The following is a 25,739-nucleotide window of genomic DNA, read 5'->3' on the forward strand; positions in this document are numbered from 1 at the left end:
CGACGACGCCGCTCCTGGCCCAAAAGCTCACCACTCTTATCGTTGCTATTAGTCATAAACATAACCGTTTGCCTATCCCTTATCGTAAGGGGGAAACGGTGTCCTGTCTTTCATGGGGCTCGTTCAGTCTGCAATAAAGCCCCGCCCCTCTTCACTCGATGGCCACCAGCTCACCCGCGATCGTACCGGTCGGGCGGTTAAGTGTTGATCGCTAAAAGCGAAGAATTCCAAAACCCTAACCACAGGTTCAAAGCCTGCTGGCGATCTCCTCCCACATGAAGTCATAGGTGTATTTCAGCCAACGGACCAGCAACTTGTCGAACTGCCTGCGAAACCAGTTACGCTGCCGCGCCGCGAGCCTTTCCTCTATCTCGGCCCTGAGCCAGTCAGGGTCAAAACCTGTCCAGACAGTGGGCAAGACCGCCGCAATGTTCGTAAAGCACACTGGCGCTACTTCTGAATAGAAGATCTCGTAGAGCACCGCTGGATCGACGCCTTTGAGCTGGCGTGCGATGTAATCGTAATCAGTGGGGAAATGGTTGAACGGTTCGGACAGTGCGGCCCTGACGATTGTCAGTTGTGGTTTAGTCAGAAAATGTCCCAATGGGAAAACTCCTCCAGCTCCTCATCCAGCGAGTCCGTCACCAGTCTTCCCGCTACAGTCGGCATAGCAGGAACTCAAGCATCGGAACCGGACGCAGGCTCAGCTTGAGCACTCCCTCCAAACAACCGCTCCGCAATCTTCCGACCCCGCTCCATGCCCTCCTGCGTCAGCCAGACCGACTTGTTCTTGTTCACCGGGTTACTGATGAAACCCTGTTCATGCAGTCGGTTCATGATTTCGAAGTCGAAGCCTTTCCAAGCATTGCCTTTGTCGGAACTAAGGGCTGCCAGCAGGGCAAGCACAGCGTCTTCCATCAGTTTGTCGTCGTATTCCATGGTCGTCTCCCCGCTCGTATCCAAGAGTTAACGTCGATGTGGTGACTGCTCACCATAATACTCGCCGGCCTGCCAATGGAAATGGCGGTCAATCCCGGAACAAGGGTCATTGATCGGCTTCCGCGTGCCCGGTCTTGCCTTGGGCTGCACTTGTTGATCCCTCTCCGTATAATCACGCCCATCTGAAAGCAGCCCGCCGCCTTGTGCCTCTCGCTCAGGTTGCATCTGCGTTTTCGACACTTACTCTGAAGGACGTCGCTGAAGGCACACCATGGAAACGTCACTGGAAACCGTCGCCCTCTTCTCCCTCAAACTCGCTTATGAGGAAGAAGGCCTGAGCCCGATTCTGCGGGACGACATGGTTATGGGGGATTACCAGAAGGACATTTTCGAACTGCTGGTGCGGCGCGGGGATGTCGAGACCATTCAGTTCAAGATGAATGAGTGCCTCGGATTGGCGATGGACGCCTTGGGGGGTATCGAGAAGCCACTGGGACGCGAACTGCACAAGCTCTCGGCCGATTTCAGCCAGGCGCAATCGCTGGAGCAGCTTGATCAGCCGCTCCTCGCGCTCAAGGGTTACTTGAAAGACATCCTGTGATTTGTGCCCTTACAGCAGATGCCTGGAGATGTACTTGGAAATCTCCACCATTGATGTCTTGCCGGTGAATTCGAATTTCACCTTCCCCAGCGATGAGAAGTAAATCTCCAGTTCCGAGTCCAGATCAAACGTCCCCGACGTTTCCACGGAGTACGCGACGATGTTTTTATACGGCAGCGAGGTGAAATCCTTCTTGCTGCCAGTGATGCCCTGGACGTTGACGGCGATGATGCGTTTATTGGTAAACACCACGCCGTCGCGCATGGCTTTGTAGGAGTCGATCACTTCTTCCCCGTCCAGCAACAGGGCGGTGACGCGTTCGGCGTACTCATCGTTTTGCTTGAGTTTGAAGAAGCCTTTGTTGTTGAAGTCGATCATCTGCTCATCCTTTTATTCAAGAAACCATCCAAGTGTTTGCGCAACTTAACGACGGACTTTCAGCACCCGAATGTCTGTCGGGAAACCATCCGCAGCGGTGATCTTTTTCCACCCCAAATACTGAAACTCGCCCTTCTCATCAATGTAGTCACCCTTCTCCACCGCTCGGCCGCCCATGATCGCCACGCGCTTTACCTCACCGCAACCGCCATCCGAAGGCCTGACCGTGTAGATCACATACGGCTTCACATAGTGCGTGGCGCGGAAGTATTGGCCGCAGACTTCGTCGACGGTGATCAGCATGGTTTTCAGGCGCGCTTCGCCTTCCGTGTCTTCGTGCAGTTTGAGGAAGGAAATGTCGCCGACGTCGCTGTAGCCGAGGGAACGGGCACGCTGGTATGCGGGGGAGTTCTGGTGAGCGATCCGGCCCTCCTGTACGCCACGTTCCATTTTCGCGGCGAACTCGGCTTTGCCTTGGGCGATCATCGCCTCGGCCTGGGCGGCGAGGTTTTCGCATTGGGCGAATTCGCGGGAACCCGAGTGATCGGGCGTCAGGTTCGAGCGGTGTTCATTCATGGTTCGCAGATTGCTTTCCAGCGCGAACATCACGTCATAGGCAGTGGTTCGACCGCTCTGGACTCCGGCCATTTTTTCCTGCACTTGCTGGCAGTTGCCGGCGTAATACTTCCAGCTGTTTTCCGGGTGCTCTTGCCAGGCGGCGAATGCCGGGGTCAGGGCAAAGCCCAGAGTAAGTGCACAGAACACGCGCAAGGTTTTGGTGATTGCAGGCATGTGTAGTCCGTTACGAGGATAAGGGCAGTGGCGCGACGCTACTATTTTGCTATCTTGCCGTCCACTTTCGCTGGAGGCGCGCCAACCGCCTCTGCTATCGCGCACTCAGGAATGAATCGATGGACGCTTTATTGTGCTTGCTGGTGATGGCCGGAACCTGGATGTGGGTCGTGAAGCAACGGGGTGAGTGGAGTTTGTTACTTGCCAACCTTGCTGGCGCCGGAAGTAGCGTAGTGACCGGGATCGTATTCACGCTGATTTATGGCGGGGTCATTGGCACGACGATGGCGACGCCAAACCTGAATCACAGCCTGGTGGTGTTCATGAATAGCGCCGCGGTGCTGGCGGGTGTATGGATGTGGGTTGCCCATCGCCGTCAACCGGAGCATCCGGTCGCGCGCCAGTTGCTGGGCGCGCTGTGTGGTTTCGCCGCCGGTATGACGGCACTGATGTTTCTGGCGGTGAATTATTTCCCGGGTTCTTGATAGCGCCGCGCTTCTATTTTGGTATCTTGCCGCCCATCTTCAGGGCCCAACATTGGCGGGCACTGTTTTCGGATTGTTGAAGTTTTAAGGAAAGGATCAAATGGAGTTTCTGCGTTTTCTGGCGTTTGTCGCGGCCTGGGGTTTCATGTGGCGCTGGGTGGTGAAGAATCGCGGCAGCTGGCACCTTTTTTACGGCAACATCGTTGGCGCAGCGGGCGGGTTCATCGTGGCAATGGTCGTGCTGTCGATTACGTTGTCGTTGTTTCCATCGGCACCGGCGCAAACATATAACAGCGAGACAGAGAGCGCTGCGGCGGCACTCATGCCTGAGTTAGAACGGGCAATGCAGCCTACACCTGTGATCGCATCCACCCCCGCCCAGTCCGACAACCTTGCGACCTACGTCGCCAGCGCACCACAGAATGAGCCTTCTCCGCCCGAGTCCGCCCTTCTGCCGAACTACAGCAAACGCCTGCCCGTTTCACTGCTGGAGAAGGACTTCAAAGACAACGTGCATGACGACTTTACCGCTTCGCGCCGATTGGCCGGCACTCATCCGGACGCGGACAAATCCATGATGGCGTTGATGATTTGCGAACCCTTCATCAAGAGCGCCATGCGCTTTTCAGCGTCGACAGCGATTGCCAGTGCCAAGAGCGCGAGCAGCCAACGGTTCAAGGATCAGACCTATACCATCAGCAGCACCGTCAGCGCTCTCAATATGTTAGGCGACACTGTCAGCTACGGCTTCGACTGCTCGGTTCAACAAGTGGACGGTAAAGATACTGACAAGGCCGCGTGGCGGCTGCTCGATCTGAAGTTCAAAAAGCGCGACTCTTAAGCCTCACTTAAGCGTTCAAGGCGCCGGCTGCGCTATCATCACCGGCTTGTGCGCCTTGAGCTTTGCCCTCGATGTCTCCAAAACCTGATGACCTGATTGCGCTGCCACCTGTGTTGGCCGGCCCGCTGCTGCGACGGCTGGAACCAACGCGAATGGTCATGTGGCTGGTCGCTACGCGTCCGTTGTCGCTGACCTTGCGCCTGCAAGGTGTAGGAGACATCGCCCTCGATGCCGAGAAATGCACGGCTATCCCCGTAGGCAGTCGAGCCTTCGTGCACCTCATTGATGTCCGCCTCGACAGCGCCCTGCCCTTCGACACCGTTATCGACTATGACCTGCTGATCGACGGCCAGGAGCGGATCGCCGATTGGGCGCCGCATCTGGTGTATGGCAACGCCACTTGCCCGAACTTCGTCGTGCGCTCGCAGATCGATCAGTTGCTCCACGGTTCCTGCCGCAAGCCGCATCACCCGGCGGCGGACGGTTTGCTCTGTGTCGATCAACTGTTGGCCGCCGAAACCGATCCGCAGCAACGCCCTGCTCTGTTGATGATGAGCGGCGATCAGGTCTATGCCGATGATGTTGCCGGGCCGACGCTGCGGGCGATTCATGCCTTGATCAAGCGCCTCGGCCTGTTCGACGAACACCTCGAAGGCGCCGTGGTCAGCGACAGCGCCAAGCTTTACGAGCACTCGGCAAGCTACTACCACCGTGCGGATTTGTTACCGGCGCTGGAGAGCAACGAGACCTTGCGTGAGCGATTTTTCGGCGGCGCGCGTAAGCCGATTTTCACCAGCAGCAGTGCCGACAATCATCTGGTGACCTTCGCCGAAGTCATGGCGATGTACTTGCTGGTGTGGTCACCGGTTGCGTGGACGCTGATCAATCCGACAGCGCCTGCGCTGACGCCAGAAAGACTCAAGCGCTATGCCCTCGAACAGACGCGTATCGATGGCTTCAAGGCCGGTTTGGGCAACGTCGCCCGAGCGTTGGCGCATCTGCCGAGTCTGATGATTTTTGATGATCACGACATCACCGACGACTGGAATCTCTCGGCGCAGTGGGAGGAAACAGCCTACGGCCATCCGTTCTCCAAGCGCATCATCGGCAATGCGTTGATCGCTTACATGCTCTGTCAGGGCTGGGGCAACAACCCGGATGCCTTCAACGAAGTACTGGAGAAAACCCGAGGCCTGAGCGCCAGCGGCGATGACCATTACCTCGACAGCCCGGTGCAGGACGCGCTGATCGATGATCTGCTGCGCTTTCAGAACTGGCATTTCGTGCTGCCAACCCATCCCGCACTGGTGGTGCTCGACACCCGTACCCGGCGCTGGCGCAGCGAAATGACGCTCAAGCAACCGTCGGGCCTGCTCGACTGGGAGGCGTTGACCGAACTGCAACAGGAACTGCTCGATCACCCCTCGGCGATCATCGTTTCGCCCGCGCCGATCTTCGGCGTGAAGCTGATTGAAAGCGTGCAAAAAGTCTTCAGTTGGTGCGGTTATCCACTGCTGGTCGATGCGGAAAACTGGATGGCTCATCGGGGGGCTGCACAGGTGATCCTGAATATTTTCAGACACTCGCGCACACCGGGTAACTACGTGGTGCTGTCCGGCGATGTGCATTATTCCTTCGTCTACGAAGTGCTGATAAGGCACCGCAAGGCCGGCCCGCGAATCTGGCAGATCACCAGCAGCGGCATCAAGAACGAGTTTCCGCCGGCACTATTGGAGTGGTTCGACCGCCTTAACCGCTGGCTCTACTCGCCACGCTCGCCCCTGAACTGGCTGACCAAACGCCGACGCATGCGCATCGTGCCGTATACGCCGGAACATGCTGAAGCCGGTGAACGGTTGTGGAATTCGGCAGGGATCGGCCAAGTTTTTTTCAATGAGCAGGGACAGCCGCGAGAGATCATTCAGCACAACGCCAATGGCGCGACGAAGACGCGGATGCTGGCGCCGGATTTGTCGGAGTATCCTGATTAGCGCGACGCACTTTTCCCCTGTGGGAGCGAGCCTGCTCGCGATTGCGATTGACCCTTCAAAATGAATATCGTCTGACGCTACGCTATCGCGAGCAGGCTCGCTCCCACAGGGGTTATCGAGTAGCCATTAGTGCGCAGTCACTGCCCGCCCCACACCCCTGACAATCATCTCCACCTCCCGCTCATCAATCGTCAGCGGCGGCAGTAGCCGTATCGTCTTGCCGCGCGTGACGTTGATCAGCAGCCCATGATCTCGCGCCGCAATCAGCGTCAGATCGCGAATGGGCTGCTTGAGCTCGATGCCGATCATCAAACCCTGACCGCGAATCGCCAGCACATTCGGGTTATCCGTCAGCTCTGCGTGTAACCGGGCCAGCAAGCGCTCACCCTGCACCCGCGCATTGTCCAGCAAGCCTTGTTCTTCAATGATATCCAGCACCGTACAGCCGACCCGGCAAGCCAGCGGATTACCGCCAAACGTGCTGCCATGACTGCCGGGGGTGAACAGCTCTGCCGCCCTGCCCCGCGCCAGACAAGCGCCGATCGGCACACCGTTGCCGAGTCCTTTGGCCAGCGTCATGACGTCCGGGACGATACCCTCATGCTGAAACGCAAACCACTGACCGGTGCGGCCGATACCTGTCTGGATTTCATCGAGCATCAGCAGCCAGGCGTGGCGATTGCAAAGGTCGCGCAGGGCTTTCAGGTAACCGGGCGGTGCGAGTTGCACGCCGCTTTCGCCCTGAATCGGCTCGACCAGAATCGCCACGATGCGCTCGCCGTGCTTGCGCTGAATGTTCTCCAGCGCTGCGAGATCGCCGAACGGCACTTTGACGAAATCCCCCGGCAGTTCACTGAACCCCAGGCGTACCGCCGGGCCATCGCTGGCAGACAGTGTGCCGAGCGTGCGGCCATGGAAAGCGTTGGCCATCACCACCACCAGCGGCTGCTCTATGCCTTTGCGCCAGCCGTACAGCCGCGCGAGTTTCAACGCCGTCTCGTTGGCCTCGGCGCCGGAGTTATTGAAGAACGCCCGATCCATTCCCGACAACTCGGTCAGCCGCTTTGCCAACTGTTGCTGCCAGTCGATGCTGTACAGGTTGGAGGTGTGCAGGAGTAATCCAGCCTGCTCGCTGATCGCCGAAACGATCCGTGGGTGCGAGTGGCCGACATTGGTCACCGCCACACCAGCGACCGCATCCAGATACTCGCGGCCGGCCTGATCCCACAGTCGGGTGCCCAGCCCTTTAGTGAAACTCAGGGCCAGTGGTTGGTAGGTGTTCATCAGGGCGGCGGTCATGACTTCAAACTCCAGTGAAGGTCGGTGTGTTTGCAGTATGGTTAGCCACCAGAACTGGATAAACTCGGCAAAACTTCAATCATTTATAAGCAGAGCTTGATAATGGATCTGTTCCAGTCGATGAGCGTCTACGTCAAAGTCGTCGAAGCGGGGAGCATGACGGCGGCCGCGTTGCAGTGCGACATGTCGACGACCATGGTCGGCAATCACCTGCGCGCACTGGAGCAACGCTTGGGCGTGCAATTGTTGCAACGCACGACCCGACGCCAACGCCTCACCGAATTCGGCAGCGTTTACTACCAGCGTTGTCTGGATGTGTTGGGGCTGGTGGCGGACTCCGAGCGTCTCGCCGAGCAGGCCCTTGATGAGCCGCGCGGCCTGCTGCGCCTCACTGCGCCACTGACCTTCGGCGTCGAACGCCTGGCGCCTGCGCTCAGCGAGTTTTCCCTGCAATACCCGCAGGTCAAAATGGACGTGGTGCTGACCAACAGCCGTCCGGATCTACTGGAGAGTGGCCTCGATGTGGCGTTTCGTCTGGGCCATTTCGAGCAATCGAACCTGATCGCCCGCCCCTTGATCGATTACACCCTGACCGTGTGCGCTTCAGCGGACTATGTGGCCCGACGCGGCATGCCGCAAACGCCGGAAGACTTGCAACAACACGACTGCCTGTCGTTCGCCTATCCTGCCGGGGACGACTGGCAATCGGTGGAGAAGCGCTGGCGCCTGAGTAGCCCGGCCGGAGAAATCCTGGTCGACGTCAGTGGCCCGATGCTGATCAACAGCTCCGCCGGCTTGCATCAGGCGGCGCGCACCGGCATGGGCATCGTCATGCTGCCCGATGCGCTGGTCGAGCAGGATCTGCGCGAGGGCAAACTGGTGAAGGTCATTCCCGACTTCCAGCCTCCCAGCCGGCCATTGCATCTGTTGTACGCCCCGGATCGCTATCGGCTGCCCAAGCTGAGACGCTTCGTCGATTTCGCGATGAAAACATGGGGCAGATCCTGACCCCGTCAGCTATCAAGCAACCTCTCAAATGACCACCGACAGGGAGTCGACCCGCAAATGAACACCAACCTGACCATACGTAATCTGTTGCCCGCCGAAGTGGAGCCCGTGCGTCTGTTCCTTGGGCAACATGGCTGGGGCCATCGAACAGGCTCCAGCAGCCACTTTGCGCAACTGATCGAGAACTCCCAGCGCACGGCCATCGCGCTGCAAGACGGGCAAATCATTGGCTTCGCGCGAGGCATCACTGATGGCTTGTCCAACGGCTACCTATCGATGGTCGTGGTCGACGGTCAACAGCGACGCAAAGGCATTGGTCGGGCATTGGTTGAGCACGTCATGGGGGATAACCCCGACATCACTTGGGTGCTGCGCGCCGGCCGTGAAGGTGCCGAGTCATTCTTTGCCAGCCTGGGCTTTGAAACATCGCTGATTGCGATGGAGCGCCCTCGCTTGAAATAACCGTCAAGCGCTCTGACAACCGCTATGATCGCCCATCTCTTTCCAGCATGGACGCTGCGCGATGCTCGCCATTTTGCAAAACACCCCGCTGTGGGTTTATGTGGTTTTTGTGATCCTGATGTATTACGGCCTGAAGGCTCGCAAGCCTCAGCACGAGAGCCGGTTCTCGCTACTGTCGACCCCATTGGCGCTGCTGGTCTGGTCGCTGTTTTCGCTGAACCTGTCGGTTGATCCCGGTTTTACGCTGGGCGGCTGGTCGATCGCGTTGACACTTGGCGCCCTGTCGGCATGGCTGATTTTTTCCCGCAAGGGCGTGAAGCTCGACGACCCGGAAAGCGGATTGATCGTGCAGGGTACCTGGAAAGCGCTGGTGTTGTTGCTGCTGTTTTTTGCGGTGAACTACTACTTCGGCTATCAGGATGACGTGTACCCGGAACGCAGCACCGCTGCGGACATGTTGTTGCTCAAGGCCACCGCGTCCGGATTTGTCTGCGGACTGATCGGCACCCGCTCGCTGAAGTTCTATTGGCTGTTGCGAATGCTTCAGGCACAGCGCCCGCCGTTGGGCGCTTGATGAGTTTGCGGGAAAAAACCTCGACCACCGACCCGTTGCTCCGTGACAACGCCGCCCCGCTCCCCTAAATTAGTCGGCCTGAAAAAGCCCCGTGCTTGCTCATCTCCACTCAAGTTAAAAAAGTAGTGAAATTTCAATGTCCGATTTCAACACCGCTGAATCCGTAGTTACCGAATCGTCCAAAGCGGAATACGAAAACTCCATCAATCTTTCACAACACCTGCCACAAGCCAAAATCATCAGCGAGATGGTCCTGGACGCGTTCCAGTCGACCCGTGAAAGCGACCAGATCCGCGAACTGCGCGCCGCGATCCGCCAGGCACACGACCGCTTCGATGACGACAAGGCCTACGAACTGATGGGCGAACTCAAGGCGTTGAAGGACGCCGAGGCTGCGGACATTGCCGCCCTTGAAGACCTGAGCAGCAAGTTCTCGATCGGCCGCATCCTCTCCAGCTTCAAGGACGATCCGGCGTTCCAGGAAATCGTCTATGGCCTGGCGCTCAAAGTGCTGAACCAGACGCATCAGGCGATCAGCAACCCGAGCGGTGGCAAGAGCAAGGCTGCCCGCGCGAAGAAAGAAGTCGAGATCTTCACCATCAGCAAGGACGGCAGCAGCGTGACCCTGCCGCTGCGCACACCGCGTTCGCGCTTGAACGTTGACCGTGAAGCACTGGAATTCCTCGGTTTCACCTTCGTCGGTGAAGGCGAAGAAGCGGAGCTGGAAAGCGAAGTCTTCGTCGATAACGCCGGTACTGAGCAGGCGGTAAACCGCAAGAACATCATCACCGCACTGCAACAGCAGACCGCGTTCGATGGCTATAGCATCGCCGCGCAGTAATACGGCAACGCTTGCAAAAAAGCCCCGCCCTGAGATTCAGGCGGGGCTTTTTGTTGTGTGGCTTTCGGGCGATTCAGGCGCCAGAGTGCAATGCCACAATCATGTCGACTTCAATCGCCGCGTTCTTCGGCAACTGATACACACCGACCGTCGTGCGCGTGTGCCGCCCGGCATCGCCGAGCACGTGGCTGAACACGTCCGATGCACCGTTGGCCACTTCGCTCAGGTCAACGAAGTCCGGGGTGGACTTCACGTACACCGTGACCCGCAACAACGCCCGAATCTTGTCCAGCGAACCGACCGCATCGACAATCAACGCCAGACAGCGCATCGCACTGATGCTGGCGGCGGCCTGCGCGTCCTTTAGGGTCAACTCCAGGCCAACGCGGCCGGGGTACTGAATCTTGCCATGGGTGCGCGGCACCATGCCGCTGATGTACAGCTCATCGTGATGACGGATCAGCGGCGCGTAGTTGCCGCCGGCGGTGTTCTCGCCATAAATGTCATAGTTCAGCTCTTGGGCCAGGGCAATAAAACGCTCGTCGCAGGTCATCCTCTCAGTCATTTCGCCCAGCCTCTCGATTGATGCATGAATAACAGTGTCCCTGCGAAGTGGCATGGCGCTATTACCGTTATGGTTGGATCCAAATCTAGGGGGTTTACCGGAAGTCTGCAACCGGCAACCCAGCAAATTCAGTGACGTTGCGATTCGCGAGCAGGCTCGCTCCCACATGTGATCTGCGTCGATCACATATTCCCTGTGGGAGCGAGCCTGCTCGCGAATGGCCGCACATCAAATCAGCATAATCCGCGCAACAAAAAACCCCGCACATCTCTCGATATGCGGGGTTTTTCTTGAAGCCTGGAAACCTTACGGCGCGTACGTCAGCAGCAGCTCGCTTGGCACCTTGAAGTCCAGGGACATCATGACGCTCAGCGCGGTGATGGTGAAGATCGAGAACACGAACAGCTTGCGTGCCCAGACCGTGTCATCCACTGCCTTGTAGCCGGTCCAGGCCATGTACAACCAGTACATGCCCATGGCCGCGGCGACAGCGAGGTAGCTCATGCCGGCGTAGCCGCTGAAGGTCAGCATCAAGGTCGCCACGAGGAACGCCAGGATGTAGAGCAGGATGTGCTTCTTCGCCACTTTAATCCCGCGCTTCACTGGCAGCACCGGAATCGATGCGGCCAGGTAATCGTTGAAGCGGAAGATCGCGATGGCGTAGGAATGCGGCATCTGCCACAGGCTGAACATCACCAGCAGGACCAGCGCGGCCATGTCGAAGCTGTTGGTTACGGCAACGTAACCGATCACTGGCGGCATGGCGCCCGACAGACTGCCCACCAGCGTGCCGTGAACCGACTTGCGCTTGAGGTACAGGCTGTAGAAGCCGACGTAGATGACGAAGCCGATGACCGCGAACAGGGCGGCCAACGGATTGGCAACCTTGTACAACAACGCAACGCCGAGAACACCAAGGATGGTCGCGTAGACCAGGGCCAGTTTCAGGGAGATCAAGCCCTGCACCAGCACCCGGTTTTTAGTGCGTTCCATCTTCAGGTCGATGTCGCGGTCGATGCAGTTGTTGAACACGCAACCGGAGGCTACTACCAGGGAGGTGCCGATCATGGCTGCCAGAAACACCGCCAGATCGACATGCCCTTTCGAGGCCAGGAAGAACCCGCCTGCCACAGAAAGCACGTTACCGAAAATGATCCCCGGTTTGGTGATTTGGATAAAGTGCTTGAGCGACATCGGGTCTACCTCACTTCGCCATCATGTACGTGTGGATGCTGAACATGATCCACAGCGACAGGCCAACCAGCAGCACGATCACGATGGCCGTGAAGACAAACGCGATCACGTTGTTACGCTGAGCGATGGAACGGTCCAGGTGCAGGAAGTAATACAGGTGAACGATCACCTGGATCACTGCGAACAACAGAACGATTGCCAGCGTCGTCGCCTTCGGCAGGCTCGGGTACATCACCAGGCCGAACGGGATGACGGTCAGGATCACCGACAGGATGAAGCCAATGGCGTACGACTTTACGCTGCCGTGGCCAGCATCATGGCTGTCATGGGAGTGTGCATTAGCCATTACAGAGTCCCCATCAGGTAAACAACGGTGAATACGCAGATCCACACCACGTCCAGGAAGTGCCAGAACAGGCTCAGGCAGCTCAGACGGGTCTTGTTGGTCGCCGTCAGGCCGTGCTTGTTGACCTGGTACATCATGATGCCCATCCAGATCAGACCCGCAGATACGTGCAGACCGTGGGTACCGACCAGGGTGAAGAACGCCGACAGGAAGCCCGAACGGCTAGGACCGAAGCCCTCGGAGATCAGCAGGTGGAACTCGTTGATCTCCATGGCGATAAAGCCGGCGCCGAGCAGGAAGGTCATGAACAACCAACCCAGGACCGCCTGCTTCTTGCCTTTGTACAACGCCAGCATGGCGAAGCCGTAGGTGATCGAACTGAACAACAGCAGAGCGGTTTCGCCCAGCACGTAGGGCAGTTCGAAGATGTCGTGGCCCGCTGGGCCACCGGCTACGTTGTTTACCAGTACTGCGTACACCGCGAAGATAGACGCAAACAGAATGCAGTCGGTCATCAGGTAGAGCCAGAAACCGTATACGGTCATCTCGCCCGAGTCGTGGTGATGGTCATCGTGCCCATGGTCACCATGGGCGTGTCCAACATTGGTCACTAAATTCGACATGGTTTAAGCCTGTTCCAACGAGGTTTCAACACGGGTGGCACCGGCCGGGATTTTCCCTGCCGCAACCAGACGCTTGTGCTGCTCGGCTTCGATGCGCTCGATCGTTTCAACCGGAACCATATAGCCCTGGTCGTCACGTGCAGCGTGGATCACGAAGTAGACGACAGTGCCTACCAGGCTCGCGATCGCCAGCCACCAGATGTGCCAGATCATCGCGAAACCGAAGACGGTCAACAGTGCGCCCATCACCACACCGGTAGCGGTGTTGTTCGGCATGTGGATCGGCTCGTACTTGGCCGGACGCTGGTACGCAGTACCGTTTTCCTTGGCTTCGGTGAACGGGTCGATGCAGTCAGCCTTAGGCAGCACAGCAAAGTTGTAGAACGGAGGTGGCGACGAGGTCGACCATTCCAGAGTGTGTGCATTCCACGGGTCACCGTGATCGCAAACGTTCTCTGGCTTGTTGCGGTCACGCACCGACACGTACAGCTGGATCAGCTGGCAAGCGATACCGACAGCGATCATCACCGCACCGAACATGGCAACGTACAGGTACGGTACCCACTCAGGGTTGGTGGTGGCGTTCAGACGACGGGTCATGCCCATGAAGCCCAGTGCATAGAGCGGCATGAACGCGACGAAGAAGCCCGAAATCCAGAACCAGAACGCTGCTTTACCCCAGCCTTCGTGCAGCTTGAAGCCGAACGCTTTCGGGAAGTAGAACGCGAAACCTGCGATGTAACCGAATACCGCACCGCCGATGATCACGTTGTGGAAGTGCGCGATCACGAACAGGCTGTTGTGCAGAACGAAGTCAGCACCCGGGATGGCCAGCAGTACGCCGGTCATGCCGCCGATGGCGAAGGTCACCATGAAGCCCAGCGTCCACAGCACCTGGCTGGTGAAGCGCAGACGGCCCTGGTAGATGGTGAACAGCCAGTTGAATAGCTTCACACCCGTCGGGATGGAAATCAGCATCGTCGCCAGACCGAAGAAGGCGTTGACGCTGGCACCCGAACCCATGGTGAAGAAGTGGTGCAGCCAGACCATGAAGCCCAGTACCGAGATCGCGCCCGAGGCGTAGATCATCGAGTGGTGGCCGAACAGTTTCTTGCCGGTGAACGCCGAGATCACTTCCGAGAAGATGCCGAATGCCGGCAGGATCAGGATGTAAACCTCAGGGTGGCCCCACGCCCAGAACAGGTTGACGTACATCATTGGATTGCCACCAAGTTCATTGGTGAAAATGTGGAAATCCATGTAACGGTCAAGGGTCAGCAGTGCCAGGGTAGCGGTCAGGATCGGGAACGAAGCCACGATCAGAACGTTTGCCCAGGTGCAGGTCCAGGTGAAGATCGGCATGTCCATCAGTTTCATGCCAGGGGTACGCATTTTCAGTACGGTAGCGAGGAAGTTAACCCCCGTTAGCGTCGTACCCAACCCGGATAGCTGTAGCGCCCAGATGTAGTAGTCCATCCCCACGCCAGGGCTGTATTGCAGACCCGACAGCGGTGGATAAGCAACCCAACCGGTCTTGGCGAATTCGCCGACGCCCAGGGACAGGTTGATCAGCACAACGCCGGACACCAGCAGCCAGAAGCTCAGGGAGTTCAGGAACGGGAAGGCAACGTCACGCGCGCCGATCTGCAGCGGCACTGCAAGGTTCATCAGGCCGGTGAAGAATGGCATCGCCATGAAGATGATCATGATCACACCGTGAGCGGTGAAGATCTGGTCATAGTGTTCAGGCGGCAGGTAGCCAGGCGAACCCTCGGTGGCCATGGCCAGCTGGGTACGCATCATGATGGCGTCGGCAAAACCGCGCAGCAGCATGACCATGGCGACGATGATGTACATCACGCCGATTTTCTTGTGGTCGACCGACGTCAGCCACTCGGTCCACAAGTAAGTCCACTTCTTGAAGTAGGTGATTGCAGCGAACAGCGCCAGACCACCGAGGGCGATCATGGCGATGGTCACCATCACGATCGGCTCGTGGAATGGGACTGCTTCCCAACTTAATTTACCAAACATCGTTTACTCCTCTGCCCCGGCAGCTGAATGCGAACTCGAGTCAATTTCCGTGGCCGCCACTTCTTTCTCTTTCTTCTCGTGCTTCAGCGGCTTGCCCGGCTTCATACCTTCGTACTTGTCGACGATGATCTGGAACTGGTTCGGCGTGACCGAGGAGTAGAGCTCGACTGGGTTGTTCTGGCTCGGCTTGGCAAGGGCTGCGTATTCAGCCTGATCAAGCTGTTTAGGTGACTTCTTGACTTCACTTACCCAGGCGTCGAAATCTTCCTGAGTGGTTGAGATGGCTTTGAACTTCATGCCGGTGAAACCCGCGCCGCTGTAGTTGGCGGAGATGCCGTCCATTTCAGCGTTGCGGTCAGCGATCAGGTGCAGCTTGGTCTGCATGCCCGCCATCGCGTAGATCTGGCCGCCCAGGCCCGGGATGAAGAACGAGTTCATCACGGCGTCGGAGGTGATCTTGAAGTTGATTGGCGTGTGCGCCGGGAACACGATCTTGTTGACCGTGGCAATGCCTTGTTCCGGGTAGATGAACAGCCACTTCCAGTCCAGCGCGACCACTTCGATGGTCACCGGCTTGACGTCGGATTCAATCGGACGATACGGGTCCAGTTCGTGGGTCGAAATGTAGGTGATGTAACCCAGGGCAATGATGATCAGCACCGGGATGGTCCAGACAGCCACTTCGATTTTGGTCGAGTGCGACCATTTCGGGGTGTAGATGGCGTCTTTGTTGGAGGCGCGGTACTTCCAGGCAAACAGGAAGGTCATGACGATAACCGGCACCACAACCAACAGCATCAGCAGCGTGGCGGTGATGATCAGGTTGCGCTGTTCCAGGCCAACCTGGCCCGTTGGATTGAGCAAGGTCATGTTGCAGCCTCCCAGCAACAACGTGCCGAGCAGCGGCACTAGGCCTAGTAATCTGGGGTACCTGTTTTTACTCATCTCACGACCTCTAAAGCAGCTTGCGCAATGCAGTTGGGTTTTGATCGCCAACACTTCACCCTGCCAAGGGTTGGCATTTTCTTTGGATTGAATAAGGGCCGCCCGTCGCGCGTCAGACGCTCGACAAAACCTGGGACAGCGGTCAGTTCTTATTCGAATTCGTGGTCAAAGGCCTTGTTACAGACCAATTCCATTTGGTGCGGAAAGTTGGAAGGCACCGACACCTGGGTGTCTTGAAAGCCTCACGACTTGCTCGACACCCGACTTCCTGCTCGCCTCCTTAATAAAGGCTGAACAGTGCCGGGAATTCAGTGCGGGCGATTGTAGATAGGTAGCGCCCTATACACCATGTCTTATCCCGAAATAATTTTTATCCGTTCGAGCAACAATCCATCGCCATTTTTGCAAAAGTGCCGCATGTTATCGAAATCAATTCTCAACAAAAACACCAAAATTTGTAGGTGTATCCGCCTCATTTCAGACAGCTCTGCAGGCATTTTCTGCATGCTTGATCAGCGCAAAGCCCGATATCCCAAGGCTTCTGGCCATTTGCCCGCGCTTGTTAAAACTGCCTGATCTGGCACACCCGTGCAAAAGCGCAAAATCACCGAAACAGACCAATCCTTTTTTGTAACAGCGCACCAATCCATGTCGCTGTGACAGCCTGCGACACGGCCTGTGTGACAACATGTCGCACACCTGCCGCACGCTTCCTTGCCGTTCGTCACGGTGATTTCACAAACACTCTGAAATGCAAAACGCCCCGATTGGCTGATACGCAAATCGGGGCGTTTTCTGTATCGGCCAATGCGCCGAATAGTTGATTCAGCGCAGTGCTTTTCGATTACGCGACGTCAGCAGCGGCACCAGAATCACGATCAGCACGAACGCCACCAGCGCCCATTGCGCCAGCGACAGGCCGAGGATCGGCGGGTACGGCGTCGAGCAGAAACCGTCGACCTGGAAGCCCAGCGGGAAGATTTTCGCCAGCGGCAGGTCATCGACAATCGGCTGCAACACATCAATGCCGCAACTCACCGCCGGATAGAACTGGGTGTATACGTGATGCCCGGCCACGCCGGCCCCGGCAATCGCGCAAATCACCACCAGCACCTCAAACACGGTGATGCTGCGCTTGGTTCGCATGGCCGCGCCGATGAACGCGAACAGCGCGATCAGCAGCAACGCATAGCGCTGCAAAATGCACAGTGGGCAAGGCGCCTCGCCGAGCACGATCTGCATGTACAGCGCACCACCGATCAGTGCCAGACAGATGATGCCCAGCAGCACCAGAAAGCGCCGCTCACGTCCCAGTCGAATCGTTTCCTCGCTCATCGCGTTTCCCTTATATGTCCATGGTTCAGCTGGCCGGCGGCTGCGCTTGCAGTTGCGCCATCAGGCTGATGTTGTCTTCGATATGCCAATTGGCCGCGATGCGACCGTTGTCGATCTGATAGATATCGGTTGCCCGGAAGTCTACACGCTGGCCCTGCCCTTTGAGAGCCTTGAAGGTGCCAGTGAAATGCCCGCGAAAGTGCAGATGCACCACCACGCGATCACCGGCGACGATCATTTGCTCGATATCGCAGCTCAGATCAGGCACCGCTGTGCGAAAGAACTTCGACGCCAGCAATGGCCCGGTCGGCCCCTGCACCCGACCTTCGGGCGGGGTCTTGTCGACAAACTGCGGCGATAGCGCCGCCGTGGCCAACGCTTCTTCACCGGAATTCCAGAAACTGCCGTAACGCCGCGCCGCGAGTTCCATGGCTTGTGCCTGCGCCTTGGGCAGGCTCTGATCAACGATCAAGGTCTGCGGTTTTATCAAGGCAGATTCGGCAGAAGCAAACGGACTGGCCAGCAGCGAAGCCGACAGGCTCAGGGCAGCGAGACTGGAACGACGGGACAAGGTGAGGGGCGACATGGGGGCGATCCTGATCATGTAAACGAACGAGCGCCTATCATCAGCATCGGGGAATAAACGATAAACCGGTTAAGAAACGATTAACCTTTAAACAGAATTTAATAATAGAGACCGCGTAACGGCCTTCGCGAGCAGGCTCGCTCCCACAGGGGATTTGTGTTCAACGCAGATCCAATGTGGGAGCGAGCCTGCTCGCGAATGAAGGCGACGCGGTTTCAGATCACTCCAAAGCCGCAGCCGGCCCAAAGAACTCATAACGGCTCTGCTTCTGCGGCACACCCAGCGCTTTCAGGTGGCGCTTGATCGCCCCCATGAAACCTTTCGGGCCAAGGAAGTAAGCGTCGACATCGCGCTGCTCAGGCAGCCATTCACCCAGCAACTCCTGGCTCAACATCCCGACCTTGTCCGCCGCCGGGCTCACGCCGTCATCTTCGCCGTAGCAGTAGAAACGCTTGAGTTGCGGATGACGCGCAGCCAACTCATCGATCCAGTCACGGAACGCATGCACACTGCCGTTACGCGCACAGTGGATAAAGTGCACCGGGCGCTTGGTTTCCAGCGCCGCTTCGAGCATCGCCAAGGTCGGGGTGATGCCGACACCGCCGCTGATCAGTACCAGCGGCTTGTCGCTGGCAGTCAGGGTGAACTCGCCCGATGGCGGAAACAGTTGAATACTCGCGCCGAGGTGTAGCTGATCGTGCAAATAATTGGAGGCACGGCCGCCCGGTTCGCGCTTGACGCTGATGCGGTACTGGCCGTTGTTCGCCAGCGCCGACAGCGAGTAGTTGCGGCGGATTTCTTCGCCGTCGAGGAACAGCTTCATGCCGATGTACTGACCCGGTTCGGCCGCAAGGATCGGGCCTTTGTCCGCAGGCTCAAAGTAGAACGAAGTGATTTCCGCGCTCTCCTCGACCTTGGCCGCCACAATGAACTCCCGCGCGCCGCGCCAGCCGCCGACGGCGTGTTCTTTCTGGTCGTAGATGGCGGTTTCGGCGCCAATCAGAATGTCGGCCAGTTGGCCGTAAGCCGCGCCCCATGCGCTCATCACTTCAGGCGTGGCGATTTCATCGCCAAGCACTTCGCAGATGGCGCGCAACAGGCAGGCACCGACAATCGGGTAGTGCTCCGGCAGGATTTGCAGAGCAACATGCTTGTTGATGATCTTCGCCACCAGATCGCCCAACTGGTCGAGCTGGTCGATATGCCGTGCATACATCAGCACGCCGTTGGCCAGGGCACGCGGCTGGTCGCCACTGGACTGGTGCGCCTGGTTGAACAACGGGCGGACTTGCGGGTATTCCGCGAGCATCATGCGGTAGAAGTGCGTGATCAGCGCCTCGCCGCCGCTTTCCAGCAAGGGCACGGTGGATTTGACGATGGCACGATCCTGGACGCTAAGCATAAGGTTGACTCCTGAGCTTCATTTAAAAGTTACCTAAGGCTTATCAGTTTCCGTGCCAACTAATAAACCTATATAAATCAGATGCTTGAGAATAATGTAGTCAAATAGACTCAAAGCTCTTTATAGTCATCCCGACTACATCTTGTCTCTTTGACTACAAGACCATGACTGCCAAATCCCTGCTCACCGCTTTGCTTCCCCTCGTCTCCGACCTGTCCCGCGAATTGCCCGAGGGCGAGCGCTACCGGCGCCTGCTCGAAGCCATGCGCGCTCTGCTGCCATGTGATGCCGCCGCGTTGTTGCGCCTCGACGGCGAATCGCTGGTGCCACTGGCGGTGGACGGTTTGAGTACTGACACCCTGGGTCGACGCTTCAAAGTCAGCGAACATCCGCGCTTTGAAGTGTTGCTGGCCGGCAAAGGCCCGACCCGGTTCGCCGCCGACAGCGACTTGCCCGATCCCTACGACGGTCTGGTCGACGGCCTCGACGATCACCTCGAAGTCCACGACTGCCTTGGCTGCCCATTGTTTGTCGATGAAAAACTTTGGGGCCTGATCACCCTCGATGCGCTCGACCCTGAGCGTTTCGAGCCGATTGAACTGGACGCCCTGCAAGCCTTCGCCAGCCTGGCCTCGGCCACGGTCAACGCCGCCGAGCGCATCGAGCGCCTGGCGATCCGCGCTGAAGACGAGCACCAGCGCGCCGAGGTCTACCGTCAGGCCAGCGGTCAGCAGAATCGCGAAATGATCGGCCAGAGCAAAGCGCTTAAACGGCTGGTGGAAGAAATCAATCTGGTCGGCGGCAGCGACCTGACCGTGTTGATCACCGGCGAAACCGGGGTTGGCAAGGAACTGGTGGCCCAAGCCATTCATGCCGCCTCCCCCCGCGCCGACAAACCGATCATCAGCCTCAACTGCGCCGCATTGCCGGATACCCTGGTCGAAAGCGAGTTATTTGGCCACGTGCGCGGCGCCTTCACCGGCGCCACCAGCGACCGTCGCGGCAAATTCGAACTGGCCAATGGCGGCACGCTGTTTCTCGATGAAGTGGGTGAGTTATCGCTAACGGTGCAGGCCAAGCTGCTGCGGGTGCTGCAAAGCGGCCAGTTGCAGCGCCTGGGTTCGGACAAGGAGCATCAGGTCGATGTGCGCCTGATCGCCGCAACCAACCGAGATCTGGCCGAAGAAGTGCGCAGTGGCCGTTATCGTGCCGACTTTTACCATCGCCTGAGCGTGTACCCGTTGCGGGTGCCAGCGTTGCGTGATCGCGGACGTGATGTGTTGTTGCTCAGCGGTTTCTTCCTTGAACAGAACCGTTCGCGCATGGGCCTCAATAGCCTGCGACTCAACAGCGACGCTCAGGAAGCCCTGCTCGCCTACACTTGGCCGGGCAACGTGCGTGAGCTGGAACACTTGATCGGGCGCAGTGCGTTGAAGGCCTTGGGCAACTGCAAGGTGCGGCCGAAGATCCTTAGCCTGAGTGCGGCGGATCTGGATTTGCCGCGCGAGGTTGTGGATAACCCGGTCGAACCGGTTGCCGGTGATGTCGCTTCTGTACCGTTGATCAGCGGGGATTTGCGTGCAGCCACTGAGGAATATCAGCGAAGATTAATTGCTGCGGCGCTCGAACGTAATCAAAACAACTGGGCAAGTGCGGCGCGGGAGTTGGGGCTCGATAGAGCCAACCTCGGACGGATGGCCAAGCGGTTGGGCATGAAATAAAAGCCAAGATCGCAGCCTTCGGCAGCTCCTACAGGGATAGGTGATCTCTGTAGGAGCTGCCGCAGGCTGCGATCTTTTGATCTTCGACTGCCCAAAGGCACTAAAGCCTGCCCCCGACAAGTCGATAACCCGGCATCAATAGTTTTTGGCGATTTTCACCCTCGCCCACCACCTTTCCACAGAAGGTTTATATGTCCTCCACCAAAGCCCGCGCAGACTCACTTTCGCTTCTGCTGTTTACCTTGCGCAGCGGCAAGCTGATGGCGATCAACCTGCTGAAAGTCAGTGAAATCATCCCCTGCCCACCGCTGACCAAACTGCCGGAGTCGCACCCGCACGTCAAAGGCATCGCCACGTTGCGCGGTGCTTCGCTGTCGGTCATCGACCTCAGCCGCGCCATCGGCGAACGTCCATTGGAAGACCCCAACGGCGGCTGTCTGATCGTCACCGACGTCAGCCGTTCGAAGCAGGGTTTACACGTACAAGCGGTGAGCAAAATCGTCCACTGCCTGACCACCGACATCAAGCCTCCGCCGTTCGGTTCCGGCGGTTCGCGCGCCTACATCACTGGCGTGACCTCGGTCGACGGCACGCTGGTGCAAGTGCTGGACATCGAAAAAGTCATCCACAGCATTGCCCCGGCGCAGATCGAAATGGCTCCGACCGACTTGACCATGGAAGACGCCGACGTCCTCGGCAACGCGCGGATTCTGGTGGTCGACGACAGCCAGGTGGCGCTGCAGCAATCGGTACACACCCTGCGCAATCTCGGCCTGCAATGCCACACTGCCCGTAGCGCCAAGGAAGCCATCGACTGCCTGCTCGACCTGCAAGGCACCGCGCAGCAGATCAACCTGATCGTCTCCGACATCGAAATGTCCGAAATGGACGGCTACGCCTTCACCCGTACCCTGCGCGAAACCCCGGATTTCGCCCACCTCTACGTGCTGCTGCACACTTCGCTCGACAGCGCGATGAACAGCGAAAAAGCACGCCTTGCCGGGGCCAACGCAGTACTGACCAAGTTCTCCTCGCCGGAACTGACCCAGCGCCTGATCGAAGCGGCCAAACACGTCGCCGCCAACGGTTACTGAGTCTTGGGCCAGACGTACTGCTTTTTGATGCGCCGGGATCTACCTGCAAACGCGCCGGATATCGTCTGGCCAGAAGGTGTTGAGGTCAGCACTTACCGGCCGGAACTGGCTGTGGCAGTGCATCGCCTCATGCAGCTCGGTTACCGGGAAGGTGGGGGCCGAGTGCCGGATCTGGAAACCTGGCAACAGCGCTTTGAAAGCGATCCTGAATATGATCCGACATTGTGTTTTATTGCCCTTGATGCCGAGGGCGTGGTCGGTGTGGCGCAATGTTGGACCAGTTCATACATCAAGGATCTGGCGGTGCATCCGCGCATGCAGGGCCGAGGTTTGGGCCGGGCATTGTTGTTGAATGCATTCAGGGGGTTTCACCAGCGGCGCGAAGGGTTTGTCGATTTAAAGGTGCTGGAAGATAACGTGCGGGCGCAGCGGTTGTATGAAAGTGCCGGGATGTATGTGGTCCGCCGGGAACGGGTGCCGGACTGATCGACCGTCTTCGCGAGCAGGCTCGCTCCCACCCTGGAATGCATTTCAAACTGTGGGAGCGAGCCTGCTCGCGAAGAGGCCGGCACAGGCAACTTCCCTTCTCAGGCACACTCCAACCTTGGCCACACACCACCAAGGACGCCCGCCATGAAAGTGCTCACCTTCAGCCTGCTCTGCCTCACCGCCCTCGCCTCCCAGGCCCAAGCCTCCAGCCCTGACGCCTGGGCCGCCTACGACAAAACCGTGCTCGCCAGTTGCACCAAGGCCAGCGGCCTGAAAAACGCCAAACCCGTCGGCAGCCCCGCGCAATTCGACGACCGCGTCGGCTACACCGCCGTCTTGCTGCAAGGCCAATACCCGCAAAAACACATGAAGGGCCAGCAAGGCACCGAACTGTGCCTGTACAACAAACAGTCGAAAACCGCGTTCGTCACCGAGTGGGACTCGGTCCGCCCGACCGCCAAAGCCCAATGAATGGCGCATAACTTGCTTCGACCGGAGTCTGCATGGCGACTTTCCGTCGCCATTTCACACCCTGATTGAAGATTGATCGCGCAATGAATACGACGTTTTCCTGCGTAGGCTGCGGCAAATGCTGCACCGACCACCATGTCCCTCTGACCCTGGCCGAAGCCCGCATGTGGGCGGCGGATGGCGGTCAGGTGATCGTGCTGGTGGAAGCCTTTCTCGGCAACGGTCTGGGCTTGCCAGTGCAGCAGCGCGAGCACGCCGAACGGCGTTCGGTGGTGGTGCGTAGCGGTGAATCCGACGCGCACGTGGCGATCACCTTTGCTGCGTACAACGTCGGACCTTGCCGGAATCTTGACGAAGACAAGCTGTGTCGCATTTACGAGCGCCGGCCGCTGGTTTGCAGGATTTACCCGGCAGAGATCAATCCACATATTCCGCTCAATCCTGCTGCCAAGGATTGCCCGCCGGAGTCTTGGGAACAGGGGCCGCTGTTGATCGTCGGTGGCGAGTTGGTTGATCAGGAGCTGGTCGAACTGATCCAGCGCTCGCGTCAGGCGGATCGGGATGACATTCGGCTAAAAGACGCAATTTGTGCCGCGCTGGGTATTCGTACCACGGCGCTCAAGGGCGACGGTTTCACGGCGTATCTGCCGAACATGGACGCTTTTGCGGCGGTGATTGATCAGGTAAGTGCGCAGCCATTGAGCGAAGCATCGAGTGAATGGCTGTTTCATCTCTCCGGGGACGATGTCGCCGGGCAAGTGCTCGCGGCCGGGGCGCAGGTGGTGACTGAGCCGGCGTTGACCTATGCGTTTATTTCGTTGCGGGCGGCTTGATCAAATACTCGAGTGGCTGTTCGGGCCCCATCGCTGGCAAGCCAGCTCCCACAAGGTCTTGTGTCGTACATCAATATAAGTGAACAACCGGAAAACCTGTGGGAGCTGGCTTGCCAGCGATGGGCCAGTGAAGGCGATCTCAATCCCAAACCTGTCACGCCCTCAAAAACCCACGCAACCCAACGCAAATTCCCGGCCAGAAAACTCAGCGCTTGCCCATCGAACGACGGGTGCCCGGCGGGGCCATGCCCGGGGTCTTGGTGTGGCCGTTCTTCGCGCCGTTCTTGTACCACGGCTGATTCGAGCCCTTGGCAGCGCTCAGTTCACCCGGTTTGAACGGGAACTTGAACGCCGGGATCTCGGCTTTGGATTCGCTGGCGTCGGCCAGTTCAGCCGAGACATCGCTCACGGCGTCGTCAACCGGCGGTTGGATCGGGGAAGTCATGAAAGCTCCGCAAAACAAAAAGTCGCGCCCGGTAAGTGAGCCGCGAAGGCGCGCAGTATACCTGCGCGCCACGGGTCAGCGCCTGAAGATTTGCACCGCACGCCGAACGGTTTACAGGTACGCGATGGTAACGATGCCTTTGTCGACCGAAGTCTTCAGCGGCTCAAAGGTGATGGTCATTGGCAATGTTTCGTGGCTGCACGCATTGCGGTACGTGTCGACATCGAGCTTCAGGCCGGGTTTGAGCTCGATCTGGCGAGACTCGTTGGCGCTCAACGTGCCGACGCGCCCGACTTCACAGCCGGAATCGACAATCTGACCGGTAAAACGGATCTCGCCAGAGGTGGCTTGAGGGGCGGCGGAGACAGTGAGCGGAAGCAGAACAAACACACTGAAAATGACGGTTACAAGCTTCATGGCAGGACACTCCCGTAGAGACCCACGCGGTGAACGATTGGGCTATACAACGTGTATCCGCTGGTAGGGGCGGATCTTTAAGAGCGTAGTTGGCGTAGCAAAGAAGGATCCCTATTCGGGAATGACCGGTGGTGAGTTTGCGGGGTGGTTCACAGGTTGAAACTGTCGCAACTGTACGGCCGTCATCGCCAGCAGGCTGGCTCCCACAATTGGAATGCGTATTCCCGTGGGAGCGACAGCCAACGACTAGAGAGCACACGTCCGACGGACAACCTGAAACCTTGTGGGAAGGTTCTGGTGATTTCACACACCCCTAAACACAGCAAAGTAATCGGGTGACTGTCTGGGCCTCTTCGCGAGCAAGCCCGCTCCCACAGTTTCAACCGAGTACACCTGCCAAAAATTGAGCGGTTGTCAGGCCGCCATCGCGAGCAGGCTCACTCCTACAATGGGATCGCATGCAGCCTGCTAGAAATTGGTCGGCTGTCAGGCCGCCATCGCCGGCAAGCCAGCTCCCACAGAAAGAAAAAGCCAGATCAAAAGATCGTCCGATCGCGGCCCGAGCCTTCGACAGCTCCAACAGAGGAGACAAGCACACCCCGCCCGCGGCGCATGCCGCCCCACTCAACACAATGAGCGCAAGCTCGAGTAAAGCTCTTGATCTTGATCCACGGGCGACGTCGGAAGGCTGAGCGGAGGGATTGATCCGGGCGTGGGAGCGCAGCGACCGTTTGGCGAAGCCAAACACAGCGAGAGGAGGTGCAGCGAAGCAAACCGTAGGCGCTGCGCCCGGATCGATCCCGGAGCGAAGGAACCCCGAGCCTCAGCGAGCGGGCCGCACGTAGGAGCAAGCGTTTTTGGTTACTTTTTAGGCGTTTGTAAAAAGTGACCCGCCGTAAGGGCCATCCCTTTCAAGGTCTTTTAGTTTTGGCAGCCTTGATTACTCTGTCCGTTGAAACATGCGCATGCACCGCCGTGCCTTGGACCCATGTCTTGGGCTTAGGCACCTTGGGGCCACGGGGGCTTTT

The 25,739-nt window shown here is 58.2% G+C and carries 29 protein-coding genes; 13 read left to right on the forward strand and 16 right to left on the reverse strand.

Annotation, left to right across the window (positions count from 1 at the left end; all coding sequences use genetic code 11):
* Nucleotides 1–247 precede the first annotated feature (247 nt).
* The gene (locus CKW18_RS27055; protein WP_095191585.1) at nucleotides 248–604 is read right to left on the reverse strand and encodes a hypothetical protein; all 357 of its coding nucleotides are present in this window, start codon (nucleotides 602–604) and stop codon (nucleotides 248–250) included.
* Between the two features lie 74 nt (nucleotides 605–678).
* On the reverse strand, nucleotides 679–939 hold the full coding sequence (locus tag CKW18_RS27060) for a DUF6429 family protein (RefSeq protein ID WP_095191586.1): 261 nt from the start codon (nucleotides 937–939) through the stop codon (nucleotides 679–681).
* Between the two features lie 271 nt (nucleotides 940–1,210).
* On the opposite strand from CKW18_RS27060, the gene CKW18_RS27065 reads away from it, so the two are divergent.
* A complete protein-coding gene (locus tag CKW18_RS27065) occupies nucleotides 1,211–1,540 on the forward strand; it encodes a hypothetical protein (protein ID WP_095191587.1) in 330 nt (109 codons plus the stop codon).
* A gap of 9 nt (nucleotides 1,541–1,549) precedes the next feature.
* Here CKW18_RS27065 and CKW18_RS27070 read toward each other — a convergent pair whose 3' ends face one another.
* Nucleotides 1,550–1,918 carry a PH domain-containing protein gene (locus CKW18_RS27070; RefSeq protein ID WP_095191588.1) on the reverse strand — a complete coding sequence of 123 codons (369 nt, stop codon included), beginning with the start codon at nucleotides 1,916–1,918 and terminating at the stop codon, nucleotides 1,550–1,552.
* 45 nt (nucleotides 1,919–1,963) lie between these two features.
* Complete coding sequence (locus tag CKW18_RS27075; RefSeq protein ID WP_095191589.1) at nucleotides 1,964–2,710, reverse strand: hypothetical protein; 747 nt, start codon at nucleotides 2,708–2,710, stop codon at nucleotides 1,964–1,966.
* A gap of 119 nt (nucleotides 2,711–2,829) precedes the next feature.
* On the opposite strand from CKW18_RS27075, the gene CKW18_RS27080 reads away from it, so the two are divergent.
* The 3 genes from CKW18_RS27080 (at nucleotide 2,830) to CKW18_RS27090 (ending at nucleotide 6,027) form a co-directional block, all read left to right on the forward strand.
* A complete protein-coding gene (locus tag CKW18_RS27080; RefSeq protein ID WP_095191590.1) occupies nucleotides 2,830–3,195 on the forward strand; it encodes a hypothetical protein in 366 nt (121 codons plus the stop codon).
* 100 nt (nucleotides 3,196–3,295) lie between these two features.
* Entirely contained in the window at nucleotides 3,296–4,036 is a 741-nt protein-coding gene (locus CKW18_RS27085; RefSeq protein WP_095191591.1) for a hypothetical protein, read from the forward strand.
* A gap of 71 nt (nucleotides 4,037–4,107) precedes the next feature.
* Nucleotides 4,108–6,027 (forward strand): alkaline phosphatase D family protein, encoded by a 1,920-nt coding sequence (locus tag CKW18_RS27090; protein WP_095191592.1) that lies wholly within the window; start codon nucleotides 4,108–4,110, stop codon nucleotides 6,025–6,027.
* A gap of 126 nt (nucleotides 6,028–6,153) precedes the next feature.
* Here the strand turns inward: CKW18_RS27090 and CKW18_RS27095 are convergent, their stop codons facing one another.
* On the reverse strand, nucleotides 6,154–7,326 hold the full coding sequence (locus tag CKW18_RS27095; protein ID WP_095191593.1) for an aspartate aminotransferase family protein: 1,173 nt from the start codon (nucleotides 7,324–7,326) through the stop codon (nucleotides 6,154–6,156).
* Between the two features lie 102 nt (nucleotides 7,327–7,428).
* Between CKW18_RS27095 and CKW18_RS27100 the strand changes: the two genes are divergently transcribed.
* The 4 genes from CKW18_RS27100 to CKW18_RS27115 all read left to right on the forward strand — a co-directional run bounded on the left by CKW18_RS27100 (nucleotide 7,429) and on the right by CKW18_RS27115 (nucleotide 10,211).
* Nucleotides 7,429–8,334 carry a LysR family transcriptional regulator gene (locus CKW18_RS27100; RefSeq protein ID WP_095191594.1) on the forward strand — a complete coding sequence of 302 codons (906 nt, stop codon included), beginning with the start codon at nucleotides 7,429–7,431 and terminating at the stop codon, nucleotides 8,332–8,334.
* Nucleotides 8,335–8,391: 57 nt separating this feature from the next.
* Nucleotides 8,392–8,796: a GNAT family N-acetyltransferase gene (locus CKW18_RS27105; protein WP_095191595.1), complete on the forward strand. Its 405-nt coding sequence runs from the start codon at nucleotides 8,392–8,394 to the stop codon at nucleotides 8,794–8,796.
* 61 nt (nucleotides 8,797–8,857) lie between these two features.
* A complete protein-coding gene (locus CKW18_RS27110) occupies nucleotides 8,858–9,370 on the forward strand; it encodes a hypothetical protein (protein ID WP_095191596.1) in 513 nt (170 codons plus the stop codon).
* A 136-nt stretch (nucleotides 9,371–9,506) separates the two neighbouring features.
* A complete protein-coding gene (locus CKW18_RS27115; protein WP_095191597.1) occupies nucleotides 9,507–10,211 on the forward strand; it encodes a hypothetical protein in 705 nt (234 codons plus the stop codon).
* A 73-nt stretch (nucleotides 10,212–10,284) separates the two neighbouring features.
* Here the strand turns inward: CKW18_RS27115 and CKW18_RS27120 are convergent, their stop codons facing one another.
* The 9 genes from CKW18_RS27120 to hmpA form a co-directional block, all read right to left on the reverse strand.
* Complete coding sequence (locus CKW18_RS27120) at nucleotides 10,285–10,776, reverse strand: RidA family protein (RefSeq protein ID WP_095191598.1); 492 nt, start codon at nucleotides 10,774–10,776, stop codon at nucleotides 10,285–10,287.
* 306 nt (nucleotides 10,777–11,082) lie between these two features.
* Nucleotides 11,083–11,970, reverse strand: a complete 888-nt coding sequence (cyoE, locus tag CKW18_RS27125) for a heme o synthase (RefSeq protein ID WP_095191599.1) — start codon at nucleotides 11,968–11,970, stop codon at nucleotides 11,083–11,085.
* Between the two features lie 10 nt (nucleotides 11,971–11,980).
* Nucleotides 11,981–12,316, reverse strand: a complete 336-nt coding sequence (gene cyoD, locus CKW18_RS27130; RefSeq protein WP_007916940.1) for a cytochrome o ubiquinol oxidase subunit IV — start codon at nucleotides 12,314–12,316, stop codon at nucleotides 11,981–11,983.
* Nucleotides 12,316–12,939 (reverse strand): cytochrome o ubiquinol oxidase subunit III, encoded by a 624-nt coding sequence (gene cyoC / locus CKW18_RS27135; RefSeq protein ID WP_095191600.1) that lies wholly within the window; start codon nucleotides 12,937–12,939, stop codon nucleotides 12,316–12,318. Before cyoC ends, cyoD begins: the two co-directional genes overlap by 1 nt.
* Nucleotides 12,940–12,942: 3 nt before the next feature.
* Nucleotides 12,943–14,973: a cytochrome o ubiquinol oxidase subunit I gene (gene cyoB, locus CKW18_RS27140; protein ID WP_042560959.1), complete on the reverse strand. Its 2,031-nt coding sequence runs from the start codon at nucleotides 14,971–14,973 to the stop codon at nucleotides 12,943–12,945.
* Between the two features lie 3 nt (nucleotides 14,974–14,976).
* The gene (gene cyoA, locus CKW18_RS27145; protein ID WP_095191601.1) at nucleotides 14,977–15,918 is read right to left on the reverse strand and encodes a ubiquinol oxidase subunit II; all 942 of its coding nucleotides are present in this window, start codon (nucleotides 15,916–15,918) and stop codon (nucleotides 14,977–14,979) included.
* Between the two features lie 825 nt (nucleotides 15,919–16,743).
* Nucleotides 16,744–17,253 (reverse strand): disulfide bond formation protein B, encoded by a 510-nt coding sequence (locus CKW18_RS27155; protein WP_095191602.1) that lies wholly within the window; start codon nucleotides 17,251–17,253, stop codon nucleotides 16,744–16,746.
* A gap of 25 nt (nucleotides 17,254–17,278) precedes the next feature.
* Entirely contained in the window at nucleotides 17,279–17,839 is a 561-nt protein-coding gene (locus CKW18_RS27160) for an ester cyclase (RefSeq protein WP_095191603.1), read from the reverse strand.
* Nucleotides 17,840–18,059: 220 nt separating this feature from the next.
* Nucleotides 18,060–19,241, reverse strand: coding sequence for an NO-inducible flavohemoprotein (hmpA, locus tag CKW18_RS27165; protein ID WP_095191604.1), 1,182 nt, complete (start codon nucleotides 19,239–19,241; stop codon nucleotides 18,060–18,062).
* Between the two features lie 164 nt (nucleotides 19,242–19,405).
* Between hmpA and norR the strand changes: the two genes are divergently transcribed.
* The 5 genes from norR to CKW18_RS27190 all read left to right on the forward strand — a co-directional run bounded on the left by norR (nucleotide 19,406) and on the right by CKW18_RS27190 (nucleotide 23,849).
* Entirely contained in the window at nucleotides 19,406–20,962 is a 1,557-nt protein-coding gene (gene norR / locus CKW18_RS27170) for a nitric oxide reductase transcriptional regulator NorR (RefSeq protein ID WP_095191605.1), read from the forward strand.
* Nucleotides 20,963–21,153: 191 nt separating this feature from the next.
* Complete coding sequence (locus CKW18_RS27175; protein ID WP_095191606.1) at nucleotides 21,154–22,056, forward strand: chemotaxis protein CheV; 903 nt, start codon at nucleotides 21,154–21,156, stop codon at nucleotides 22,054–22,056.
* A gap of 27 nt (nucleotides 22,057–22,083) precedes the next feature.
* Entirely contained in the window at nucleotides 22,084–22,542 is a 459-nt protein-coding gene (locus tag CKW18_RS27180; protein WP_095191607.1) for an N-acetyltransferase, read from the forward strand.
* A gap of 147 nt (nucleotides 22,543–22,689) precedes the next feature.
* The gene (locus tag CKW18_RS27185) at nucleotides 22,690–23,016 is read left to right on the forward strand and encodes a hypothetical protein (protein ID WP_095191608.1); all 327 of its coding nucleotides are present in this window, start codon (nucleotides 22,690–22,692) and stop codon (nucleotides 23,014–23,016) included.
* Nucleotides 23,017–23,099: 83 nt separating this feature from the next.
* The gene (locus tag CKW18_RS27190) at nucleotides 23,100–23,849 is read left to right on the forward strand and encodes a YkgJ family cysteine cluster protein (protein WP_095191609.1); all 750 of its coding nucleotides are present in this window, start codon (nucleotides 23,100–23,102) and stop codon (nucleotides 23,847–23,849) included.
* 205 nt (nucleotides 23,850–24,054) lie between these two features.
* Here the strand turns inward: CKW18_RS27190 and CKW18_RS27195 are convergent, their stop codons facing one another.
* Nucleotides 24,055–24,294 (reverse strand): hypothetical protein, encoded by a 240-nt coding sequence (locus CKW18_RS27195; protein ID WP_095191610.1) that lies wholly within the window; start codon nucleotides 24,292–24,294, stop codon nucleotides 24,055–24,057.
* Nucleotides 24,295–24,405: 111 nt separating this feature from the next.
* The gene (locus tag CKW18_RS27200) at nucleotides 24,406–24,711 is read right to left on the reverse strand and encodes a hypothetical protein (RefSeq protein WP_095191611.1); all 306 of its coding nucleotides are present in this window, start codon (nucleotides 24,709–24,711) and stop codon (nucleotides 24,406–24,408) included.
* Nucleotides 24,712–25,739: the final 1,028 nt, after the last annotated feature.

This window comes from Pseudomonas sp. Irchel 3E19, from assembly GCF_900187585.1.
Classification (GTDB): Bacteria; Pseudomonadota; Gammaproteobacteria; order Pseudomonadales; family Pseudomonadaceae; genus Aquipseudomonas; species Aquipseudomonas baetica.

Bases quoted from the DNA above. Each gene is read 5' to 3' on its own strand.
- CKW18_RS27085 (WP_095191591.1), top strand. From the start codon at position 3,296: ATGGAGTTTCTGCGTTTTCTGGCGTTTGTCGCGGCCTGGGGTTTCATG.
- CKW18_RS27155 (WP_095191602.1), bottom strand. From the start codon at position 17,253: ATGAGCGAGGAAACGATTCGACTGGGACGTGAGCGGCGCTTTCTGGTG.
- CKW18_RS27080 (WP_095191590.1), top strand. From the start codon at position 2,830: ATGGACGCTTTATTGTGCTTGCTGGTGATGGCCGGAACCTGGATGTGG.
- CKW18_RS27100 (WP_095191594.1), top strand. From the start codon at position 7,429: ATGGATCTGTTCCAGTCGATGAGCGTCTACGTCAAAGTCGTCGAAGCG.
- norR (WP_095191605.1), top strand. From the start codon at position 19,406: ATGACTGCCAAATCCCTGCTCACCGCTTTGCTTCCCCTCGTCTCCGAC.
- CKW18_RS27160 (WP_095191603.1), bottom strand. From the start codon at position 17,839: ATGTCGCCCCTCACCTTGTCCCGTCGTTCCAGTCTCGCTGCCCTGAGC.
- CKW18_RS27115 (WP_095191597.1), top strand. From the start codon at position 9,507: ATGTCCGATTTCAACACCGCTGAATCCGTAGTTACCGAATCGTCCAAA.
- CKW18_RS27195 (WP_095191610.1), bottom strand. From the start codon at position 24,294: ATGACTTCCCCGATCCAACCGCCGGTTGACGACGCCGTGAGCGATGTC.
- cyoD (WP_007916940.1), bottom strand. From the start codon at position 12,316: ATGGCTAATGCACACTCCCATGACAGCCATGATGCTGGCCACGGCAGC.
- CKW18_RS27075 (WP_095191589.1), bottom strand. From the start codon at position 2,710: ATGCCTGCAATCACCAAAACCTTGCGCGTGTTCTGTGCACTTACTCTG.
- CKW18_RS27060 (WP_095191586.1), bottom strand. From the start codon at position 939: ATGGAATACGACGACAAACTGATGGAAGACGCTGTGCTTGCCCTGCTG.
- CKW18_RS27065 (WP_095191587.1), top strand. From the start codon at position 1,211: ATGGAAACGTCACTGGAAACCGTCGCCCTCTTCTCCCTCAAACTCGCT.
- hmpA (WP_095191604.1), bottom strand. From the start codon at position 19,241: ATGCTTAGCGTCCAGGATCGTGCCATCGTCAAATCCACCGTGCCCTTG.
- CKW18_RS27120 (WP_095191598.1), bottom strand. From the start codon at position 10,776: ATGACTGAGAGGATGACCTGCGACGAGCGTTTTATTGCCCTGGCCCAA.
- cyoC (WP_095191600.1), bottom strand. From the start codon at position 12,939: ATGTCGAATTTAGTGACCAATGTTGGACACGCCCATGGTGACCATGGG.
- CKW18_RS27105 (WP_095191595.1), top strand. From the start codon at position 8,392: ATGAACACCAACCTGACCATACGTAATCTGTTGCCCGCCGAAGTGGAG.
- CKW18_RS27200 (WP_095191611.1), bottom strand. From the start codon at position 24,711: ATGAAGCTTGTAACCGTCATTTTCAGTGTGTTTGTTCTGCTTCCGCTC.
- cyoE (WP_095191599.1), bottom strand. From the start codon at position 11,970: ATGTCGCTCAAGCACTTTATCCAAATCACCAAACCGGGGATCATTTTC.
- CKW18_RS27070 (WP_095191588.1), bottom strand. From the start codon at position 1,918: ATGATCGACTTCAACAACAAAGGCTTCTTCAAACTCAAGCAAAACGAT.
- cyoA (WP_095191601.1), bottom strand. From the start codon at position 15,918: ATGAGTAAAAACAGGTACCCCAGATTACTAGGCCTAGTGCCGCTGCTC.
- CKW18_RS27175 (WP_095191606.1), top strand. From the start codon at position 21,154: ATGTCCTCCACCAAAGCCCGCGCAGACTCACTTTCGCTTCTGCTGTTT.
- CKW18_RS27095 (WP_095191593.1), bottom strand. From the start codon at position 7,326: ATGACCGCCGCCCTGATGAACACCTACCAACCACTGGCCCTGAGTTTC.
- CKW18_RS27110 (WP_095191596.1), top strand. From the start codon at position 8,858: ATGCTCGCCATTTTGCAAAACACCCCGCTGTGGGTTTATGTGGTTTTT.
- CKW18_RS27185 (WP_095191608.1), top strand. From the start codon at position 22,690: ATGAAAGTGCTCACCTTCAGCCTGCTCTGCCTCACCGCCCTCGCCTCC.
- CKW18_RS27180 (WP_095191607.1), top strand. From the start codon at position 22,084: ATGCGCCGGGATCTACCTGCAAACGCGCCGGATATCGTCTGGCCAGAA.
- cyoB (WP_042560959.1), bottom strand. From the start codon at position 14,973: ATGTTTGGTAAATTAAGTTGGGAAGCAGTCCCATTCCACGAGCCGATC.
- CKW18_RS27090 (WP_095191592.1), top strand. From the start codon at position 4,108: ATGTCTCCAAAACCTGATGACCTGATTGCGCTGCCACCTGTGTTGGCC.
- CKW18_RS27190 (WP_095191609.1), top strand. From the start codon at position 23,100: ATGAATACGACGTTTTCCTGCGTAGGCTGCGGCAAATGCTGCACCGAC.